The organism is Intrasporangium sp. (assembly GCF_036566125.1).
Taxonomy (GTDB): Bacteria; Actinomycetota; Actinomycetes; order Actinomycetales; family Dermatophilaceae; genus Intrasporangium.
The window spans coordinates 1-19,124 of the sequence record NZ_DATCWX010000239.1 but is presented as its reverse complement, the minus strand read 5'-3'; the positions used below and the strand labels follow the sequence as shown (position 1 = coordinate 19,124).

The 19,124-nt window shown below is 70.0% G+C and carries 22 protein-coding genes; 4 read left to right on the top strand and 18 right to left on the bottom strand.

The genetic code is table 11. From position 1 onward, the window contains the following. Positions 1–2: 2 nt before the first annotated feature. Complete coding sequence (locus VIR15_RS14625) at positions 3–557, bottom strand: hypothetical protein (RefSeq protein WP_331928923.1); 555 nt, start codon at positions 555–557, stop codon at positions 3–5. A 12-nt stretch (positions 558–569) separates the two neighbouring features. Further along, positions 570–758, bottom strand: a complete 189-nt coding sequence (locus tag VIR15_RS14620) for a BldC family transcriptional regulator (RefSeq protein WP_324141222.1) — start codon at positions 756–758, stop codon at positions 570–572. 310 nt (positions 759–1,068) lie between these two features. On the opposite strand from VIR15_RS14620, the gene VIR15_RS14615 reads away from it, so the two are divergent. Then, complete coding sequence (locus tag VIR15_RS14615; protein ID WP_331928918.1) at positions 1,069–1,263, top strand: DUF3073 domain-containing protein; 195 nt, start codon at positions 1,069–1,071, stop codon at positions 1,261–1,263. A gap of 71 nt (positions 1,264–1,334) precedes the next feature. On the opposite strand, the gene purM is transcribed toward VIR15_RS14615, so the two are convergent. From purM to VIR15_RS14590, 5 genes are all read right to left on the bottom strand, one after another. After that, on the bottom strand, positions 1,335–2,462 hold the full coding sequence (purM, locus tag VIR15_RS14610; protein ID WP_331928916.1) for a phosphoribosylformylglycinamidine cyclo-ligase: 1,128 nt from the start codon (positions 2,460–2,462) through the stop codon (positions 1,335–1,337). 126 nt (positions 2,463–2,588) lie between these two features. Continuing rightward, positions 2,589–3,554, bottom strand: coding sequence for a hypothetical protein (locus VIR15_RS14605; protein WP_331928913.1), 966 nt, complete (start codon positions 3,552–3,554; stop codon positions 2,589–2,591). 181 nt (positions 3,555–3,735) lie between these two features. After that, positions 3,736–5,304, bottom strand: a complete 1,569-nt coding sequence (gene purF / locus VIR15_RS14600; RefSeq protein WP_331928911.1) for an amidophosphoribosyltransferase — start codon at positions 5,302–5,304, stop codon at positions 3,736–3,738. A gap of 54 nt (positions 5,305–5,358) precedes the next feature. After that, on the bottom strand, positions 5,359–5,928 hold the full coding sequence (gene thpR / locus VIR15_RS14595) for an RNA 2',3'-cyclic phosphodiesterase (protein WP_331928909.1): 570 nt from the start codon (positions 5,926–5,928) through the stop codon (positions 5,359–5,361). 30 nt (positions 5,929–5,958) lie between these two features. Beyond that, positions 5,959–6,201, bottom strand: coding sequence for a hypothetical protein (locus VIR15_RS14590; RefSeq protein ID WP_331928906.1), 243 nt, complete (start codon positions 6,199–6,201; stop codon positions 5,959–5,961). Positions 6,202–6,261: 60 nt separating this feature from the next. Between VIR15_RS14590 and VIR15_RS14585 the strand changes: the two genes are divergently transcribed. Beyond that, positions 6,262–7,359, top strand: coding sequence for a winged helix DNA-binding domain-containing protein (locus VIR15_RS14585; protein WP_331928904.1), 1,098 nt, complete (start codon positions 6,262–6,264; stop codon positions 7,357–7,359). A 19-nt stretch (positions 7,360–7,378) separates the two neighbouring features. Here VIR15_RS14585 and VIR15_RS14580 read toward each other — a convergent pair whose 3' ends face one another. From VIR15_RS14580 to VIR15_RS14560, 5 genes are all read right to left on the bottom strand, one after another. Beyond that, positions 7,379–8,194 (bottom strand): ABC transporter permease, encoded by an 816-nt coding sequence (locus VIR15_RS14580; protein ID WP_331928901.1) that lies wholly within the window; start codon positions 8,192–8,194, stop codon positions 7,379–7,381. Beyond that, positions 8,191–9,054, bottom strand: coding sequence for an ABC transporter permease (locus VIR15_RS14575; protein ID WP_331928899.1), 864 nt, complete (start codon positions 9,052–9,054; stop codon positions 8,191–8,193). Before VIR15_RS14575 ends, VIR15_RS14580 begins: the two co-directional genes overlap by 4 nt. Continuing rightward, a complete protein-coding gene (locus tag VIR15_RS14570) occupies positions 9,047–9,991 on the bottom strand; it encodes an ABC transporter ATP-binding protein (protein WP_331928959.1) in 945 nt (314 codons plus the stop codon). Before VIR15_RS14570 ends, VIR15_RS14575 begins: the two co-directional genes overlap by 8 nt. 68 nt (positions 9,992–10,059) lie before the next feature. Beyond that, positions 10,060–10,452 (bottom strand): sterol carrier family protein, encoded by a 393-nt coding sequence (locus tag VIR15_RS14565; RefSeq protein ID WP_331928896.1) that lies wholly within the window; start codon positions 10,450–10,452, stop codon positions 10,060–10,062. Further along, a complete protein-coding gene (locus tag VIR15_RS14560; RefSeq protein ID WP_331928894.1) occupies positions 10,452–11,348 on the bottom strand; it encodes an LLM class flavin-dependent oxidoreductase in 897 nt (298 codons plus the stop codon). Before VIR15_RS14560 ends, VIR15_RS14565 begins: the two co-directional genes overlap by 1 nt. 22 nt (positions 11,349–11,370) lie before the next feature. Here VIR15_RS14560 and VIR15_RS14555 point away from each other — a divergent pair, with 22 nt between their 5' ends. Further along, complete coding sequence (locus VIR15_RS14555; RefSeq protein WP_331928892.1) at positions 11,371–12,201, top strand: GNAT family N-acetyltransferase; 831 nt, start codon at positions 11,371–11,373, stop codon at positions 12,199–12,201. Positions 12,202–12,207: 6 nt separating this feature from the next. Then, positions 12,208–13,017, top strand: coding sequence for a spermidine synthase (locus tag VIR15_RS14550; protein WP_331928890.1), 810 nt, complete (start codon positions 12,208–12,210; stop codon positions 13,015–13,017). 64 nt (positions 13,018–13,081) lie between these two features. Here the strand turns inward: VIR15_RS14550 and VIR15_RS14545 are convergent, their stop codons facing one another. The 6 genes from VIR15_RS14545 to VIR15_RS14520 all read right to left on the bottom strand — a co-directional run. Continuing rightward, the gene (locus VIR15_RS14545) at positions 13,082–15,163 is read right to left on the bottom strand and encodes a vWA domain-containing protein (protein ID WP_331928887.1); all 2,082 of its coding nucleotides are present in this window, start codon (positions 15,161–15,163) and stop codon (positions 13,082–13,084) included. Further along, positions 15,160–16,548 carry a MoxR family ATPase gene (locus VIR15_RS14540; protein ID WP_331928885.1) on the bottom strand — a complete coding sequence of 463 codons (1,389 nt, stop codon included), beginning with the start codon at positions 16,546–16,548 and terminating at the stop codon, positions 15,160–15,162. Before VIR15_RS14540 ends, VIR15_RS14545 begins: the two co-directional genes overlap by 4 nt. A gap of 160 nt (positions 16,549–16,708) precedes the next feature. Then, complete coding sequence (locus tag VIR15_RS14535) at positions 16,709–17,299, bottom strand: carboxymuconolactone decarboxylase family protein (RefSeq protein ID WP_331928882.1); 591 nt, start codon at positions 17,297–17,299, stop codon at positions 16,709–16,711. A 53-nt stretch (positions 17,300–17,352) separates the two neighbouring features. Continuing rightward, complete coding sequence (locus VIR15_RS14530; RefSeq protein ID WP_331928880.1) at positions 17,353–17,688, bottom strand: branched-chain amino acid transport AzlD family protein; 336 nt, start codon at positions 17,686–17,688, stop codon at positions 17,353–17,355. Then, a complete protein-coding gene (locus VIR15_RS14525) occupies positions 17,685–18,368 on the bottom strand; it encodes an AzlC family ABC transporter permease (RefSeq protein ID WP_331928878.1) in 684 nt (227 codons plus the stop codon). Before VIR15_RS14525 ends, VIR15_RS14530 begins: the two co-directional genes overlap by 4 nt. A 283-nt stretch (positions 18,369–18,651) precedes the next feature. Further along, a partial coding sequence (locus VIR15_RS14520; protein ID WP_331928875.1) for a phosphoribosylformylglycinamidine synthase subunit PurQ occupies positions 18,652–19,124 on the bottom strand: 473 nt, incomplete at its 5' end.

Sequence of the window (19,124 nt, the reverse complement as noted above, 5' to 3'; positions counted from 1 at the left end):
CGCTACGAGGACCCGCCGACAGTCCACCGTCGGACCAGCGCACGACGCCTGACACGTCCGTCGACGGGTGGCCCATCACGCACCGGCTTCTCCGGCGCGAAGGTCGCCACTGCCTCCTCGAGGGCAGCGCGCCCGAAGAGCGGTCGGTAGATCGGGACGCTCAGGCGGACCGGCTCCTCGCCAAGGCCCTCAAGGACCCCGTCCACGAATCGGCCGACGAACGACACAACCTCGTGGGGCATCTGCGAGCGCCAGTCCTCCCGCCAGATCGCTGCCTTGGCAAGTCCCGCCTCGGGGGTGAGCACGACGCCCACTGCCTGCTGCCAGTCCCTGTCCGCACTGTGGGGAGACGTCTGGCGGAAGAACTCGATCGCCTCGACGTCCGGCCAGCTGACGACGTCGGTGGTCAGCCGGTCTGGCGACACCAGCACCCCACCGGATCCGACGGCGAAATGGGCTCGGCTCCATCGGGGCGCGACAACGCCGAGCAGCCCGCGGTAGACGAACGCCCGGGCATCACCGCCCGTGACAGCCTCGAACTGCCCTACCCCTGACACCTCGACGTCTGGTCAGTGGCCGCCCAGGAGCGCCCGGACCTCGGACTCGCGGTACCGGCGGTGCCCGCCGAGAGTCCGGATCGAGGTGAGCTTGCCGGCCTTGGCCCATCGAGTGACGGTCTTCGGGTCGACTCTGAAGAGCGCGGCGACTTCGGCCGGCGTCAACAGTTTCTCGGTCTCATGCCGATCCTGTGTTGTCATGGTCATTTCCCCACCACCCAGTCGCTCAGTCGGCGACACCACGCTTGGCCCTCAAGGGCTCAATGGAGCAAGGTTAGGCCCTCCACGACCGGCTGGTAGCAGATTGGGCAAACCCACTTTCCCTCTCATTCCGCCCGCGGCCGGGTCCCGGGCGAGAGTGTGCCGGTGGAGCAGGATTTGCGTGGCTCATGTAGCGTTAGCACCACGAGAACACACACATTCCCGGGGCCGCTACGCGGACGACGGAGGGCTTGAGAAGGCCCTCCGCCGAGCGATGCCGTCCCGGCACGACGCACGAGGGGGTCACGCCATGGGGCGCGGCCGAGCCAAAGCCAAGCAGACCAAGGTCGCACGGCAGCTCAAGTACTACACGCCAGACACGGACTTGAGCGCGCTGGAGCGAGAGCTGCACCGCGAGTCTTCTGGTGCGGACCGTGACGACACGCCACGGCCTGACGAGGACGACTACGACGAGTACGGAAAGTGGGCAGCGGGCGAGCGCTGAGCCGCCCATCCACTTTCTTGCACACCTCGTGCGTCGGGCGCACAGCCCGACCCACGATGACGGCTGCCCGTTCAGGTCTTGGGGTGCTGCCCCACGACCTGGACGGCGCCGCCGTCGACGCCTTTTGCGCCCCGGACGAGTTCCGCGGCGGGGTCGAGGGTTGCGCCCGCCTCGGCCATCACCTCGCCGATACGCCATGCCTGTATGCCGCTGAGCTTGCTCAGCTCGATGGCGCGGTCCGCGTGTGGCTGGGGAAGCACGGCGACGAAGCCGACGCCCTGGTTCAGCGTGCGCTCCAGGTCTGCCCGCGGCACGCGGCCGAGGGCCTGGATCATCTCGAAGACCGCAGGCGGCGCCCACGTCGAGCGGTCGACGCGCGCCATCATGCCTGGGGGGAGCACCCGGGCGAGGTTCGCGGCGAGCCCGCCGCCGGTGACGTGGCTCAGGGCGTGCACCTCGACGCCTGTGTCCTGGATCAGTGAGAGCAGCGGCTTGGTGTAGATGCGGGTCGGCTCGAGCAGCTCCTCACCGAGCGTTCGGCCGAACTCATCGACGTGGCGATCAAGCTGCCATGCGGCGGAGGCAATGACGCGTCGGACGAGGCTGTAGCCGTTGCTGTGCAGACCGCTGCTCGCGAGGGCCACGACCACGTCGCCGTCCCGGACCCGTTGCGGGCCGAGGACGTCCGCGTGCTCGACGACTCCGGTCGCGGCCCCCGCCACGTCGTACTCGTCCGGCTCGAGCAGCCCGGGGTGCTCCGCGGTCTCGCCGCCGACAAGAGCGACACCGGCCTCCTCGCAGGCCTGCGCGATCCCTCCGACGATCGCGGCGATTCGCTCGGGGACGACCTTGCCCGTGGCGATGTAGTCGGTCATGAACAGCGGCTCGGCCCCGCACACGACGATGTCGTCGACGACCATGCCGACGAGGTCGAAGCCGATCGTGTCGTGCTTGTCCAGGGCCTGGGCGATGGCGACCTTGGTGCCCACCCCGTCGGTACTCGTGGCGAGGACGGGCCGAGTCATGCGTGCGATGGCGCTCGCGTCGAACATCCCGGCGAACCCACCGAGCCCCCCGAGAACCTCGGGACGTGTGGCACGGCGAACCGACTCCTTCATCAGCTCGACGGCCCGGTCCCCCGCCTCGACGTCAACTCCGGCGGAGGCATATGTGATGGGGCCAGCGGGCTCATTCGTCACGCACCAACCCTACCGGCGCTCTCCCCTCCCTTCCCCGCCCACATCCGCTCCCCCGCCGCCCGCATTCGAGGTATCCGGCGATGACCAGGAGTCGGCCCATACCTCGAACCGAGCGCTGAGACCGAGTCAGGCAGGGTCGAGACCCCGGCTGACCTGGTCCATGAACTCATCCTCGTGCAGGCGGAGGCCGAGGATGTCGATGCGCAGCACCTTGTCCTCTCGGAGCGTGACCTCGTTGCGTCCGAGGTTGTCCGCGGTCACCTGGAGGCCTTCGCGATGCTGGACACCGTCGATCTCGACGACGAGTGCGTATCCGTCCCAGCGGACATCGAGGTACATCCGGCCGCGCGACCCCTCGACGATGGCCTGCCGCGTCGGCTCGGGCAGACCTCGCTGCCTGCACAGCCTTGCAAAGTCGAGTTCGCCGAGTGACTGAACCCCGTTGTCGAGGTAGCCGATCACGTCCTTGATGAACTTGCGCCGGCGACGCCCCCGAAGCCGCGTCGACCATGACTTCAGTTGTTGCGGCGTGGCAAGGCGCTGCTGCACCGTCATGACCAGAATGAGCGCTGCCTGCTTGTCCGACACAGCCCAATAGGCACCGCGTAACGCCGCCACAGCCGGTTTCGTACGTGGTAGTCCAGCGCCCATCACCTCATCAGGCAGACGCCGGATCACCTTGTGCAGCTTGGCGCCTGCCACCTTCTTCACCGAGCACCGATGAACCACCGAGACATGGATCGACTCATCTGTGAAGTTCTTCAGACCCGCCGCCTGCAACGCTGTCACGCCGTCGATGGCTGCGATCTCCTCGCCCGTCTCCCACACGATGCGCCAGCGATGTTCCTCGGGTGTCAGATCCCCCGTGTGAAGGGCTACTGTCTGCAGCCCGTGGAGTCGCCATCGACCCGCCTCCACCTCGGTCCGGACGTCGACGTAGCCCACGCCGACGCTGCGCAGCAACGACCGAGACACGACGGCTCCCGTGTGCGAGGCGGCCTCCCGGGCCCGCGCCAGTCGGATGCGCGCTCGGTATCGGCGTTCCACCAGCACGTCGTTCTCGGGCTGGTGGGTCTGATGCGAGGACTCCATGGCCTGCACCTTCGACGCAGCCCGACATCTGCTGGGAGGCGTCCCCTGGACCTGTGGACAACGCAGTTGCCGCCGATGGGATGGGGACGGCCAGAGCCGGTTCGAGGTATTCGGGTCGAGGTAAGGACCGACTCTAGGTCGTCGCGGAATACCTCGAACCGGAAGAAGGTCAGGGGAGGGGTCAGGGGTGGTCGAGCGCTCCGGAGCCGCCGGTGCCGACGCCGATCGGTACACCCTCGACGTCGACGTCCACCGACCGGTCGTGTCCCGTCCGGACGGTGAGCGGCAGGGTCTCGAGGACGTGCTTGCCGATGTGGCCATCCTCGGGCAGGTCGATCGGGTAGCGACCCGTGAAGCAGGCTGTACACAGCTGCTCTGCCGGCTGGTCGGTGGCCGCGATCATGCCCGCCTCGGAGATGTAGCCCAACGAATCGGCGCCGATCGAGGCCCGGATCTCCTCGACCCCCAGGCCGGTTGCGATGAGCTCAGCCCGCGTCGCGAAGTCGATCCCGTAGAAGCACGGCCACTGGACGGGCGGCGACGAGATCCGGACGTGGACCTCGGCGGCTCCGGCCTCGCGGAGCATCCGGATCTGCGCGCGCTGGGTGTTGCCGCGGACGATGGAGTCGTCGACCACGACGAGGCGCTTGCCCCGGATGGTGTGCTCGAGCGCGTTGAGCTTGAGCCGGATGCCGAGCTGGCGCAGCGTCTGGGAGGGCTGGATGAAGGTCCGGCCGACGTAGGCGTTCTTGACGAAGCCCTGCCCGAAGGGGATCCCCGACTCCTGCGAGTAGCCGACCGCCGCGGGCACACCGGACTCGGGCACCCCGATCACGAGGTCCGCCTCGACCGGGTGCTCCCTGGCCAGCGCCCGGCCCATCTCGACGCGTGCCTCGTGAACGACGCGGCCGCGAATCACGGCGTCGGGCCGGGCGAGGTAGACGTACTCGAAGACGCACCCCTTCGGCTGCGGCTCGGCGAAGCGGTGCGAGCGCAGGCCGTCCTCGTCGATGGCGATGAGCTCACCGGGCTCGACCTCGCGGACCACGGACGCGCCGATCGTCTGCAGGGCGGCGGTCTCGGACGCGACGACCCAACCGCGCTCGAGCCGGCCGAGCGCGAGCGGTCGGACACCCCACGGGTCACGCGCCGCATACAGCGTGTGCTCGTCCATGAACACGAAGCAGAAGGCCCCGCGCAGCCGGGGGAAGAGCTCGAGAGCCGCCTCCTCAGGGGTCTTCTCGGGATCGGCCGAGAGGAGGGTCGTCACGAGGGCGGTGTCGGACGTGTTCCCGCGGGCCAGCTCACCGGTGACCCGGCCATCGCCGAAGTGCTCGTCGACCATGGTCCGCAGCTCGACGGTGTTGATGAGGTTGCCGTTGTGCCCGAGTGCAATCGTCCGGCCGGCTGAGCCACCAAGCGTGGGCTGCGCGTTCTCCCAGGTCGAGCCGCCGGTGGTCGAGTAGCGCGTGTGACCGATCGCAATGTGGCCGCGAAGTGAGGTCAGGGCGCCCTCGTCGAACACCTGCGACACGAGGCCCATGTCCTTGTAGACGAGGATCTTCTCGCCGTCGGAGGTGGCGATTCCGGCAGACTCCTGACCGCGGTGCTGCAAGGCGTACAGCCCGAAGTAGGTCAGCTTGGCAACCTCCTCGCCCGGGGCCCACACACCGAAGACGCCACACGCGTCCTGGGGTCCCTTTTCGCCGTGAAGGAGGTCATGGGTCAGTCGCCCGTCGCCGCGTGCCACTACCCGATTCTCCCACACCGACGGGGTCGGTCCGCCCAGCCGCCCGGCCCGCGGTCACGCGAGAGGCGCCGTCGCGACCACCTCGTAGCGCGGACGATGGCCCCGACCCTGGCCAAGGTGCGACTCCACGAGGGCGACCTCCGTCGCCTGCCACACCGGTCCCTCGTGCGCGTCGAAGGCCCGGATCCAGCGGGTCGCCTCGGTCGGCCGGCGGAAGCGCCCCAATGTCACGTGGGGGTGGAAACGGGCGCCGCCCGGCGACGCCCCGGCCCCATTGCACGCCGTCCGTATGCCGCTCGCGAGCCTCCCCAGGTCGCCGCGGACCTGCTCCACGCCGGTGTAGAGCACCCGGGCCGCGTAGGGGTTGGGGAAGGCCCCGGCTCCGGCGAGGCGCAGCACGGGCGCATGGTGGCGGGCCGCCGTCGCCTCGACCGCAGCGGTCAGGTCGTCCAGGCGCCAGTCGGGGACGTCCGCAAGAAAGGCCAGGGTGATGTGCCACTGGTGGCGGTCGGTCCAGCGCAGCTCGGAGCCACCTTCCTCGTCAGCGAACCGGCGAGGGTCGACATGGTCGGCGAGGTCGTCGAGGACCTCGTCGGGCGGGACGATGGCGACGAAGAGGCGCATCGACGCTGCTCGGGTGCCTCGGGACACCGGTTACGTGTCGCGCCCGGAGCGGTCGAGGAGGATCGCGATGAGCCCGGCCAGACCAGCCCCGAGGAAGGCCCCGAGCGCGGCGAGGAACAAAACCGCCGTGCCCATGGAGTACTCCACCGTCTCGTGGTAGCTCGGGCCACCCGGTTCACGCAGGCCGAACCAGATCCCCACGGCCAGCCCGATGAACCCACCCGTGAGCAGGAAGCGCTTGTAGTTGGGGATACGGGCCGGCTGCGGAGTCACCACTCCAGCCTAGGCGAGGCACGCAGTGGCCCCGAAGTGGGCCATCACCATACTGGCGTCATGGACGATGCTGCGATTGCCCGGTGGCGTCTGTCGCACCAGCTCCTCACCGCGCCCCACGCCGACTCGGCGAGCACGGTTCTGGACACGCTGCTCGCCGTGCAGGCAGAGAACCCCAGCCAGTCCGCGTGGGCCGTGGCCGCCCGGACGACGTCGCCGGACCCGAGTGATCTCGGCTCTCTCCTCGCTTCAGGGGACGCGGTCCGCACCCACGTGCTGCGCCCCACCTGGCACTACACCGCACGCGTCGACATCGACTGGCTGCTTGCCCTGACCGGCCCACGCCTGTTCAAGGTCGTCGACGGCCAGCTGCTGGGTGACCTCGGCCTGACGACGCAGGAGGTCGGGCAGCTCGCCGACGCTGCATTGGGCTTCCTGACGGCGACTCCGGATCGGACGCGTGAGGAGGTGACCGCGGCGTTGCGCGACCGGCTGCCGCATCTGGCGCAGCGTGTCACTGGTCGCATGGTGATGCTGCTGATGGCGCACCTCGAGCTGCGCCGCCTCGCCATCAGTGGCCGACCCCGCGAGGGCGAGCACACGTACGCCACCTACGCCGACCGCGTCGGTTCCGGCGTCGAGCTGGAGGCGTTCGATCGCGATGCGGCATTGGCCCGGCTGGTCCTGCGCTACTTCACGGGTCACGGGCCCGCGACGGTGAAGGACCTCGCCTACTGGGCCACCGTGACCGTCACCGACGTCTGGCGCGGACTCGACGCGGTCCGCGACCAGCTGGACTCCTTCGAGCACGACGGACGCACGTACTGGCACCCGCCGGGCGAGCCGCCCAGCGGTCCCGTCCAGCCCCCTGCTCACCTGTTGCAGCTGCTCGACGAGACCTACCGCGGCTACCAGGACTCGCGCTGGGTGCTCGATGCCCGCGGCGTCGTGCCGAGGCAGCGAGAGAGCACGATCGGGATGGCGCTGGTCGAGGCACAGCTCGTGGCCGGGATGAAGCGGACGGTCACACCGACGCGAGTGCAGTTCGAGCTGTCCCCCCATCGCCCCCTCTCGGCTCGTGAGCTGCGGATGCTGGATGAGGCGGCCTCACGCTACGGCGAGTTCCTCGGCCTGCCCGCGACGTGCACCATCGCATAGGTCACACACCGGGGCCGGCTCAGCGCAGGAAGAGAGCACGCAGCCGGCTCGCCGTGAACCAGACTCCGAGCACCGACATGACGACGAAGTAGAGGGCGTGCCCGGCCGTGGCGGCCTCGAGGTGGCCGACCGCCAGGTGACGCATGAGCTCGACCCCGTGCCAGAGCGGCATGGCCTGGACGAACCACTGGATCGCCGTGGGGAAGACGTCGATGGGAAAGAGCGTGGCGGAGAAGAGGAACATCGGCAGGAGCGCGATCTGCACGAGGTCCATCTGCTGGAAGCTCTTGAGGTAGCTCGTCACGGCCATGCCGATGCTGGCGAAGCCGACGGCGATGAGCAGCGCGACCGGGATCATGAGCACCGCCCACGGCGAGGTCACGAGGCCCATACCGAGCATCACCACCATGAAGCCGACGGCGTACAGGAATCCCCGGAACAGCGCGATGAAGATCTCTCCCATGGCCACGTCCATGGGGCCGAGGGACGTCTGGAGCATCGCCTGGTAGAGCCGGGCGAAGCGCAGCTTGAAGAAGACGTTCCACGTCGAGTCGTAGATCGCCCCGTTCATCGCGGACGTCGCGAGCAGGGCCGGAGCGATGAAGGCGGCGTACTCGATCGGTTCGCCGTTCGGTCCGGTGACCGTGCCGACCAGCCCACCGAGCCCGAAGCCCATGGCGAGCAGGTAGAAGACCGGCTCGAAGAACCCCGAGACGATGACCGCCCAGTTCTGGCCCTTCATGACCCGGAAGCCGCGCTCGATGACCGCCTTGGCGTTGCGGCCGTAGAGCCCGTCGAGCCGGGCCGCGTAGCGACCCCTGGTCTCCGCGGTCATCGCCCCAGCCTCCGTGCGTAGATCCGTCGTCCCAGCGCAACGCCCACCCCGGTCATGGCGACGAGCACGGCGACGTGCGTCACCGTCAGCCAGAGCGGCTCGACAGCTCCGTAGGTCGCCTGACGGGCCAGCTGCGTGCCGTGCCACACGGGCGAGACCCACCCGATCCACTGGAGCGCCACGGGCATCACCGAGAGCGGGAAGAACGTGCCGGCGAACAGGAACATCGGCATGATGACGAAGCGCTGGACGAAGGCGAACTGGTAGCCCTCGTCCTCGAGGCTGGCGGCGAAGGCCTGCAGGGGCGCTCCGAAGGCCGCGGCGGTGAGCACGGCGATCGGCACGCTGAGCCACGACCAGCCGCTCGGCGCCGCATCGAAGGCGAGCAGGAAGCCCAGGAAGATCGCCGCCTGCACGACGAAGCGGATCATGACGCCGACGAGCTGGCCGACCGAGATCTGCTCCGGCGTGAGGGGCGTGGCGTGGGGCCCGTAGTACAGGCGCTGCCACTTGAAGCCGGCCATGACCGGGTAGGTCAGCTCGCCCCCCACCGACATGACGACGGTGCTGACGAGCAGTGCGGGCCCGACGAAGACGAGGTACGAGACGCCGTCGATCGACCCTGCCCCGCGGTCGACGAGGTGGCCCAGGCCGAGGCCGAGTGCTGTCAGGTAGAGCAGCGGCATGAGGACCATGTAGACGAGCAGGGAGATGGCCCAGGCCTTCGACCCGCGCAGCCAGCCCTCGACATAGAACCACCAGCCCCAGCGCCGGGCACGTCGCGCCAAGACCTCGGGGGGCGGCACCCGACCCGACGCGGCGAGCCGGCCGAGGTCCGCGATCGCGCTGTGCTCAGTCAACGAGGCTCCGACCGGTCAGGCGCAGGAAGACGTCCTCGAGCGAGGATCTGCGCACCAGCGAGGTGATCGGGGTCAACCCGCGCGCGGCGACCGCCTCAAGCGCGGCCTCGCCGTCGTCGGCATAGATGAGAACCCGGTCCGGCAGCACCTCGATACGACTCCCGATGTCCTCGAGCTGCGCGACCATCGCCGCGTTGCGGTCGGCCCCGAAGCGGACCTCGAGCACCTCGCGCGTCGAGTGCTCGCGGATGAGCTGGCGCGGCGTGCCCTCGGCCATGATCCGACCCCGGTCGATGACGACAAGCCGGTCGCACAGCTGCTCGGCCTCGTCCATGAAGTGGGTCGTCACGACGAGCGTGACACCGACCTCCTTGAGCCGGAAGAGCCGGTCCCAGAGCACGTGCCGCGCCTGCGGGTCGAGGCCCGTCGTCGGCTCGTCGAGGAGCAGCACCTTGGGCTCGTTCACGAGGGAGCGGGCGATGGTGAGGCGTCGCTTCATGCCGCCGGAGAGTGCGCCGACCTTCTCCTTGCCACGGTCGGACAGCTGCGCGAACTCGAGCAGCTCGTCGGCCTTCGCCCGCAGGTAGGAGTACGGCAGCCCGAAGTAGCGGCCGTACATGATGAGGTTGTCGCGGACGGACAGCTCCTCGTCGAGGTTGTCCTGCTGCGGGACGACCCCGAGGTGGGCCCGCACCTCCGGACCGCGCTCGGCGGGGTCGAGTCCGGCGACGCTCATCGAGCCACCGGTCCGCTGGAGCGTGCCGCCGATCATCCGCATCGTCGTCGACTTGCCGGCGCCGTTGGGCCCGAGCAGGCCGAAGGACTCCCCGCGCGCGATCGAGAAGTCGATGCCGTCGACCGCCCGGTTCTCGCCGTAGACCTTCGTCAACCCTTGGGCGACGACGATCGGCTGGGGCGGCCCAGCGTCCCTGGACATGCCGCTGACGGCGTCGACTGGAGTCTGGCTGGTCACTGTTGTCAGTCTGCCGAGGTCACCCACGCCGTTCAATCGATTTGCCCGACGCCGGAGTCCAGCGCGACCAACGGCAGCAGCCCCTCGAGGTGAGCCCGTTGACCGCTCGCGCGGACCCGCGCCGAGTCCACGGCCGCCTGCCACGAGAGCTCCCCAGTCGCCAGGGCGAGCCACGTCGACGCGTCGGTCTCGATGACGTTGGGCGGCGTGCCTCGTCGATGGACCGGCCCCTCGACGCACTGCGCCGCACCGTAGGGCGGGACCCGCACCTCGACGGTGCGGCCGGGCGCCACGGCGGCGAGCTCCTCCAGCGTGTAGCGGACTGCCGTGGCAGTGACGTCACGGTCGGCCGCGAACCCGGCTGAACGGCATACGGCCACGGCTTCTCGACCGACCGTGATGGGAACCCGCCGGCGTGGCGGCATCAGCGCCACCTCGGGAGGACGTCGGAGACGACGGCGTCGAGCGTCTCCCGTCTCCCGCGATACGGCTCGCCGGGCCGGGGCCAGTGGGTGATGACGTCGGTGAACCCCAGCTCGGTCGCTCGGCCCACGGCGTCCTCGAAGGCGGCGACGCTCGAGAGCGAGAAGGTCGGCGCGGAGTCGATGTTGAGGTAGCGGGAGAGCGTATGCCGGTCACGTCCTGCCGCGTCGAGCGCCTGGTCGACCGCGTGGCTGAGGGTCGTGACGAGGCCCCACCACTGGTCGTCGGTGTCGACGTTGCCGCCGTAGGTCATCCAGCCCTCGCCCTTGTCGACGGCGAGCCGGATCGACTTCGGACCGTTGGCCGCGATGACGAAGGGGACCCGATTGGGCGCGCTCGCGCGAGGCCCCTCCGGAGACCGGACCGGGCCGGGGAGAGTGACGACGTCGCGTGCGCCGTAGAAGCGGCCCTCGGCCGAGACGCGCTCCTCGCTCAGCAGCCGGTCGAGCAGGTGAGTGAACTCGTGGAAGCGCGCCACCCGGTCCTTGAGCGCCAGGTCCTCCCCCGTGATCCGCGAGTCGAGGTCGCCGCCGCTGCCGATGCCGAGGAGGAAGCGGCCCGACGAGATGTCGTCCAGGGCGAGGATCTCCCTCAGGAACTGCACGGGGTGGTGGTTGTTGGGCGAGGAGACGAACGTGCCGAGCCTGATCCGGGACGTGACGGCCGCCGCGGCGGCGAGGGTCGGGACGGCCCCGAACCACGGCGTCTCGGGCAGCCCGGCCCACGTGATGTGGTCGAAGGTCCACGCATGGTCGAAGCCCATCGCCTCGGCCTCGCGCCACATCCCCTCCGCCGCGGACCACGGGTGCTCCGGGAGAATCGCCAGACCGAATCGCATTCCCCGACCGTAGCCTGTCGGTGTGACAGGGATCGTGGGCAGCACCTGGGACGCCGATTCCGTGCTGGCCGCGTCGAACGAATGGTCCTGGGTGCCTCCGGGCGCCGAGCACGTGCGCACCGCCGAGTACCTCGTCGTGGCCTACCCGGAGCACTTCCTCATCCCGACCAGTGCCAGGGTCCTCGGCTCGCTGCGTGATCCAGCCGAGCTGGTCGACGAGATCCACGACGTGGCGAGAGCTCTCGGACGACACCGACTCTGGTGGCACCTCTCGGACGCCACCCGTCCACCCGGACTCGAGGCCGAGGTCCTCGCCCGCGGTGGCCACATCGTCGAGCGCATGGATGTCCTCGCGCTGCCCATCGCCGCAGCCGTGTCGGACCTCGGCTTGCCGGACCTCGGACTGCCGGACCTCGGCGTGCCGGACGGGATCGAGCTGCGGCGGGTCCGCGACCTCGACAGCAAACGGGACGCGCACGTCGTCGAGCGCAGCGCCTTCGGCGGCGTGGAGCACACGGAGGAACAGCTCCGGCAGAGCCTGGCCGAGCTCGAGCCCGGTCTGGTCGACGATTCCACCGGCGTGGTCGTCGCCTACGTCGAGGGTCAGCCCGCCGGCGTGGGCGGCTGGACGCTGGTCGGCCCGGTCTGCCGGCTCTGGGGAGGCGCCACCCACGAGACTCACCGCGGCCGCGGCGCCTATCGCGCCGTTCTCGCCGAGCGGCTCGGGATCGCCCGGGCGGTCGGCGCAACGCTCGGCCTGACCCACGGCCGGGTCGACACGTCCTCGCCGATCCTGCGCCGGATCGGCTTCACCCGCTACGGCGAGCAGCGTCAGCTCGTCCTCGACCTCTGAGCTGGCATGGCCGAGCGGATCAGCCTGGAGCGGGACGAGCGCGGCGGCGTGACGGTGCATGTCGACGGCGCACCGCAGTCGCACGTCCAGCTCGACGACCCGACGCTGCTCGTCTTCGAGTACGTCCAGCACCTCGCCCTGGCGATCGACGCCTGCTCCGCACCACCGCCGGCGCCTCTCGCCGTCACCCACGTCGGCGGGGCCGGCCTGACCCTGCCCCGGTGGATCGAGGCGACCCGACCGGGGTCTCCGCAGATCGTCCTCGAACCGGACGCCGGCCTGACCGAGCTCGTCCGCCGCGAGCTCCCGCTCCCCCGCCGCCACCGGATCCGGGTCCGCCCGCTGGACGGCCTCACCGGGATCCGCGCGTTGGGCACCGACTCAGCCGATGTGCTCGTGACCGACGCCTACGCCCAAGGCCGGATCCCGGCGGAACTCAGCTCAGCGGCATACGTCAACGAGGTCGCAAGGGTGCTCAAGCCTGAGGGCACGGCTCTCTGGAACCTCGCCGACGAAGCCGGAATGCGTTATGTGGCAAGGGTGCTCGCGACGATCCGCGGTGTGCTGCCACACGTTGGGCTGATCGCGACGCACGAGGTGCTCAAACGGCGGCGATTCGGCAACAGTGTCGTTGTCGCGAGCGCCGTACCGCTGCCCGAGGAACGGCTCCGCCGTGACGTGGCGCGAGCGAACCTGCCCACCGGCCTGCGGATCGGGCCCGACGTAGACCGGCTGATCGCTGGTGCCAAGCCCCTCGACGACGGAGGGATGCCGAGCCCGCCAGCTCCCGAGGCCCGTGGCTGGCGCATCGTCTGACGTCGGGTGCCGGTCTGTGTGGAAACTTGCCCACCCCAGGAGGTGGGCAAGCTTCCACACACCGTCAGTCGCCGACCCAGCCGCCCCGATCGCCCCACCAGTCGCCGAAGGCGCTCCGATAGGCGCCCAAGGTCCCGGAGCCCCCGTAGTCGGACGGGCCACGATCGCCCAGGTAACTGCCGATGACCGCGGCACCGAGATCGTCGACCTCCGGCGCGACGACGCGTCCGTCGACCCGCTTGGCCATCTGGTCGACGAACCGCGCCAGCCCCGGGTCCTCGCCCAGCCGGAAGAACGTGGTCTTGGCCCCCAGCCGACCGGCGGCGTCGAGCTCGCGGATGGTGCTCGCGATGGTGAGCGACGAGGGTGGGTAGCTGAACCACGTCTCGCCCGACGACGTGAGGTGCGAGGTCGGCTCGCCGTCCGTCACGACGAGGAGGACCGGCTGGGCACTGGGGTGCTTGCGGAAGTGCCGGTTCGCGAGGAGCAACGCGTGGTGAAGGTTGGTTCCCTTGTCCCACAAGGCGTCCAGCGCCGTGAGCTCCTCGATGTCCATGACTCGAGCGTTCCGGCCGAAGCCGATCAGCTGCAGGTGATCACCCCGGAAGCGGGTGCGGATCAAGTGGTGCAGCGCGAGGGCGGTCCGCTTCATCGGCACCCACCGGCCGTCCATCGCCATCGAGAAGGAGGTGTCCGCCAGGAGGGCCACCGCGGCGCGCGTCCGCGACTCTGTCTCCGCGATCTCCACATCACGGATGTCCAGACGAATTCCCTTGTCCCGTATGCCGCGGGGTTCGCTCCCACTCGATGCCTGGCCTGGGGTGCCCCGGTCCTCTGAGACGGTGCGCAGGACGGCGTTGGTCACGGTGCGCGTGACATCCCACGGCTGGGAGTCGCCGAAGGTCCACTCACGCGTCGCACCGGAGAGCTCCCCGGCCGCGCCGGCCTGTCGCTGGTCGCGCTGGCCCTGGCGGGACGACATGCGGTCGGCGACGTCCCGGAGCAGTGCCTTGCCGAGCTGGCGCATCGCCTTGGGCGAGAGGGTGAGCTGCCCGTCCGAGGTGCGCCGGAGGTAGCCGCTCTGGCGCAGGGCTCGCTCCAGCTCGGCCAGGGTGCGCGCGTCGACGGCGGCCTCCGGCCCGAGCTGGCGGGCGAGCTGGTCGAGGTCGACGTCGTCGAGGCGGGCTCCGTCGTACTGCTGGGCGAGGGCGTCGGCGAGGTCGTCGAGGTCGGCGAGGTCCTGGAGCGCGCCGGTGCCGTCGCCGAGGCCGAGTCCCTGGTCGCCTTGGAACGACTCGCTTCCGCCCCAGTCCTCGCCGGGGCGCAACGCGCGGAGGTTGTCGTCGAGGCGACCGAGCTGGTCCATGAGCTGCGGCGACCCGAACGCCTGCTGCGACAGGGCCATCAGCTCGTCTCGCTGCTCCTGGGTCATCGAGTTGAGCATCCGCTGCGCGGCGGCGGAGCGCTGGGCGAGGGCGTCGAGGAGCTCGTCGATGTTCTGCGGGTTCTCCGGGAAGAAGTCACCGTGCTTGTCCATGAAGTCCTGGAACAGCTCATCGGTCGGCTCGCCCTTGCGGTGCGCCTCGAGCAGCGTGTTGAGGTCGTCGAGCATCTCGTTGATGCGCTCGCGGTCCTCGTCGGTGGCGCCCTCGAGCGCCTGCTTCATCCCGGCGAAGCGCTGGTCGAGCAGCTCCCGGCCGAGCAGGTCCTTGATCTCCTCATAGGCCTCGCGCGCCTCGGATGAGCGCCACGGGTAGTCCGACAGCTCGGACACGGCGGCCGCGGTCGACTGGGGCAGGTTGCCGATCCGCATCTCGGCGAAGCGGGCGTCGTCGTCAAGGTCGCGGGCGAGTTGCTTGCGCTCCGCCAGGACGGCCTTGTCGAGCAGCTCGCGGACCTGCTGCATCGTGCCGTCGAGGTTGTGCCGGCTGAGGATCTCACGGCGCCGCTGGGCGACCCGGCGGGCGAGGTCGTCGAGGCCCTGCTGGCCCCGGCCGCCGCGGCGGAGGAACTCGCGCATGGCCCGCTCGGGTGAGCGGCCGGACATGACCTCATCGCCGATCGCCTCGAGCGCCTCGGCGAGGTCGACCGGCGGGGCGAGCGGGTCCGGCCCGTCGACATACCGCCCGTAGCGAGCCCGGCTCATCCGTACACCGTCTCCCCTCCGCTCGTCTCCTTGCTGATCTTGCGGGCGAGGTAGAGGCCCTCGAGCGCGAGCTCGATGGCACTCGCCCGTTCCCCGTCATTCCGCGCACCGAGCCGCTCGCAGACCTCGTCGTAGAGCTCCGACTCCCCCAGCACCGGCAGCCCGGTGAGGAAGGCGCGCGCCGACACCTGCTCGCCCGTCGACACGAGCGCGCCCTCGTCGATGGCGTCGACGAGCAGCGCGAAGTCGATCCCGCGGAAGTGCCGTGCGACGGTCTCGGCGATCGCGGTGCGCAGCAGGTGGGTCAGGATGTCGCGCTCGCGGCCCTCCTCGCCCGTCTCGAACTCGACCTTGCCGCCGAGCACGTCCACCGCGCCGTCGAGGTCGACGGGTCGGGCGACGGCGTCGTCCTCGACCTGCAACGTCGCGCGGTGGCGCGCAGCCGCGGCGATCGTCTCGGCCGCCGCGATGGCGAACCGGGCCGACACGCCGGAACGCTGGTCAACCGCGTTCGACTCGCGCAGGTGCCGGGCGAACCGGGCGAGCACCTCGATGAGCGAGTGCGGCACGTCGGCCTGCAGGTGCGCCTCCTGCCGGATCACCGCGATCTCGTCCTCGAGCTCGACCGGGTAGTGCGTCCGGATCTCCGCGCCGAAGCGGTCCTTGAGCGGCGTGATGATCCGGCCGCGGTTCGTGTAGTCCTCCGGATTGGCCGAAGCGACGACGAGCACGTCGAGCGGCAGCCGCAGGACGTAGCCGCGGATCTGGATGTCGCGCTCTTCCATGACGTTGAGCATGGCGACCTGGATCCGCTCGGCGAGGTCGGGGAGCTCGTTGATCGCGACGATGCCCCGGTGGCTGCGCGGGATGAGCCCGAAGTGAATCGTCTCCGGGTCACCGAGTGAGCGCCCCTCGGCCACCTTCATCGGGTCGACGTCACCGACGAGATCGGCGACGGAGGTGTCGGGGGTGGCGAGCTTCTCGGAGTACCGCTCGTCGCGGTGCCGCCACATCACGGGTAGGTCGTCGGAGAGCTCGGCCGCGCGGCGCCTGGACGCCGGGGTGATCGGCTCGTACGGATGCTCGCCGAGCTCGGCGCCGGCTATGACGGGGGTCCACTCGTCGAGCAGCCCGACGAGCGTACGCAGCAGCCGGGTCTTGCCCTGGCCCCGCTCGCCGAGGAGCACGACGTCGTGTCCCGCGATGATGGCCCGCTCGAGCTGTGGGATGACGGTGTCCTCGAAGCCGTGCAGTCCCGGCCACGGGTCGCGCCCGTCTCGCAGCGCGGCCAGCAGGTTGTCGCGCATCTCGGTCTTGAGGTGCTTCTGCTCGTGTCCGGACGCCCGCAGCGCGCCGAGGGTGGTGATCGCCGGTGGTTGAGTCACACCTTCACGCTAACCCGCCGCGTCAACCCCCTTTCCAACAACGAGGCCGTATGCCGCTGAGCTCGCTTCTCGTCCAGTGTGCAGTTCGCGCCGCACGGCCTGTGGAAAGAAGCCCACGTGATCACGCGGGCTTCTTTCCACGCGCGCGCCTGGTTCGGAGTCAGGTGCCTGCGACCGGGCGGCCGACGACCATGCCCTCGATCTGGTCGGGCGGGAATGCCGCGGCCGTCTCGGCGTCGAGCTGGGCACCCGCGCCGTCGAGCACCGCGGTGAAGAAGCACCGGGCCGCAGCAGCGAAGACGACGTCGGCAATGTCTGCGTCCGACAGCCCGACCGCCCTCAGCCGGTCGACGTCAGCCTGTTGGATGCCGGCCGCGTCCGCGGCGACAGCCGTCGCGAACTCGTAGACCGCGCGGTCCGTCTCATCGAGGCCGGCCCCGTCCGGATGGTCATTGATCGACAACATCGCAGCCTCGTCGCCGCACACGTCTCGCAGGAACTTCGAGTGCGCGGCAGTGCAGTACGTCGAGCGACGGGCCCGGGATGCCGCGATGGTGGCGATCTCGTAGCGCCGCCGGTCCATCCCGCCGCGGATGGCCAGGTTGAGCGCCTGCCACGCCTGGGCCACCTCGGGTCGATGCGAGAAAGGCACCGCGTAGTTGGGCAGGAAACCCCACATCTCGCGCTGGGCCTCGAAGTACTTGGCCACCTCGCCCTGCGCATCACCTTCAGCAACGCCGCTGATGAACATGGCTCGATTGTCGAAGCAGGCCGCTCTCGCGACAAGTCCCCTCGACCACCGGATCAGCGGCCGAGCAGCCCTGGACTCATCAGCACCAGCGCGGCCGTATAGGTGACCGCCCCGATCACCACCGTCGTCAGCATGGTGCGACCCAGCACTGCGCAGATCGTCGCGGCGACGAGCGCGGCGACGACAGGCACCACCGCGAGTCCAGATCCCGGCCGCAGCACAGCCACGACTCCGAGGACGAGCAGCGCCGTGATGGCGCCCATTCCCGCGTGCCGCAAGCCCGCCTGGGCGCGCTCCGACAGGTGCACGCGGTTCCCTGCGAGGAAGGGCAGGACGCGCAGGACGTAGCTGCCGAGCCCAGCAACGACGACGGCGATCCAGAGGCTCATCTGCGCGTGCCGTTCCGAGTGGTCCCCAGCCCCGCGGCCACGGCGGCCGCCATGGCAAGGAGCGGGATCACGCCTGAGGGGAGCGCCATCGCGACACCGAGCATGGTGGCCGCAACGGCAGCGATGATCGCCGCAATCCCTCCTGGGAGACGCAGGTGTGGGGCGACTACCGCGATGAGGCAGAGAGGCCCGATGACCGACAGGCTCGGCGTGCTCAGCTGACCCAGGGCCAGGCCGGCCGTCACGACGAGGAGCCAGCCGAAGGTGAGGACGACCGTCGCGCCGGCATAGTGCCAGCGCCGCTCGCTCACCGTCCCCGGCGACTCGGCCCGCTGGAGAGCGACAGCCCAGGTCGGCTCGATGACAAAGGCGGCGGCTGCCAGGCGCACGGGCAACCGGGCCGAGGCGAAGGTCGGCAGCAGGGCCATGCTGTAGACGAGCAGCCTCGCGTTGATCAACACCGCAGCGCCGGCCGCCGTCCACGCAGCGGCGCCCCCCGCGAGGAGCTGGAGCAGGGCGAGCTGGGCGCTACCGCCGTAGACGGTGATCGTCCCCGTCCAGGCGGCGAACCAGTCCGTGCTGCGGGCGATGGCCACACCGACGAGGAGACCGAACGGCACGTAGCCCACGACGAAGGGGACCATCGCGAGCGCCCCGGCCCTGAGCTCGCGGCGATGCACTCGACTTCCGCCCAGAACCGGCCGGTCGATCCCGCCTCTCGGGGACGAGGTCCAAAGCGCTGACGTGGTGACTCGCATGGTCCAACGGTCCTCGTCGCCCAGCCGCAGGGCTCGGACCTGGCATGCACCTCGGCTGGACAATTCGTGGACATCGGTCAGCGCTGACCGCCAGAGTCGACACGTGACCAAGGGAGGCTCGCCTCGGGAAGCGCGCCCAGCGGCATACGGCTTGATCGTGAAAGGTTGCTCCCCCGGGGAGGGGAGCGATCTTTCACACTCCGACTCAGCCGACCCACACCCGCGCGTTGCGGAACATCCGCAGCCACGGGCTCTCGTCCTCGATCCGCCCGGAGGTCCACGACAGCTGGACGTTGCGGGAGACGCGCTCCGGGTGGGGCATCATCGCGGTGAACCGTCCGTCCGGGGTCGTCACGGCGGTGAGCCCGTCGGGCGACCCGTTGGGGTTGTGCGGATACGTCAGCGCCGGGGCGCCGTGATGGTTGACAAAACGCATGGCCCGCTGCACTGCAGCGGAGTCGCCACGCGCCGAGAAGTTGGCAAAGCCCTCCCCGTGGGCGACCGCGATCGGCACTCGGCTGCCGGCCATCCCGGTCATGAAGATCGAGGGCGACTCGAGCACCTCGACGAGGGTGAGGCGGGCCTCGTACTGCTCCGAGCGGTTGCGGGTGAAGCGCGGCCACGCCTCGGCGCCGGGGATCAGCTCGCCCAGCGCCGCGAACATCTGGCAGCCGTTGC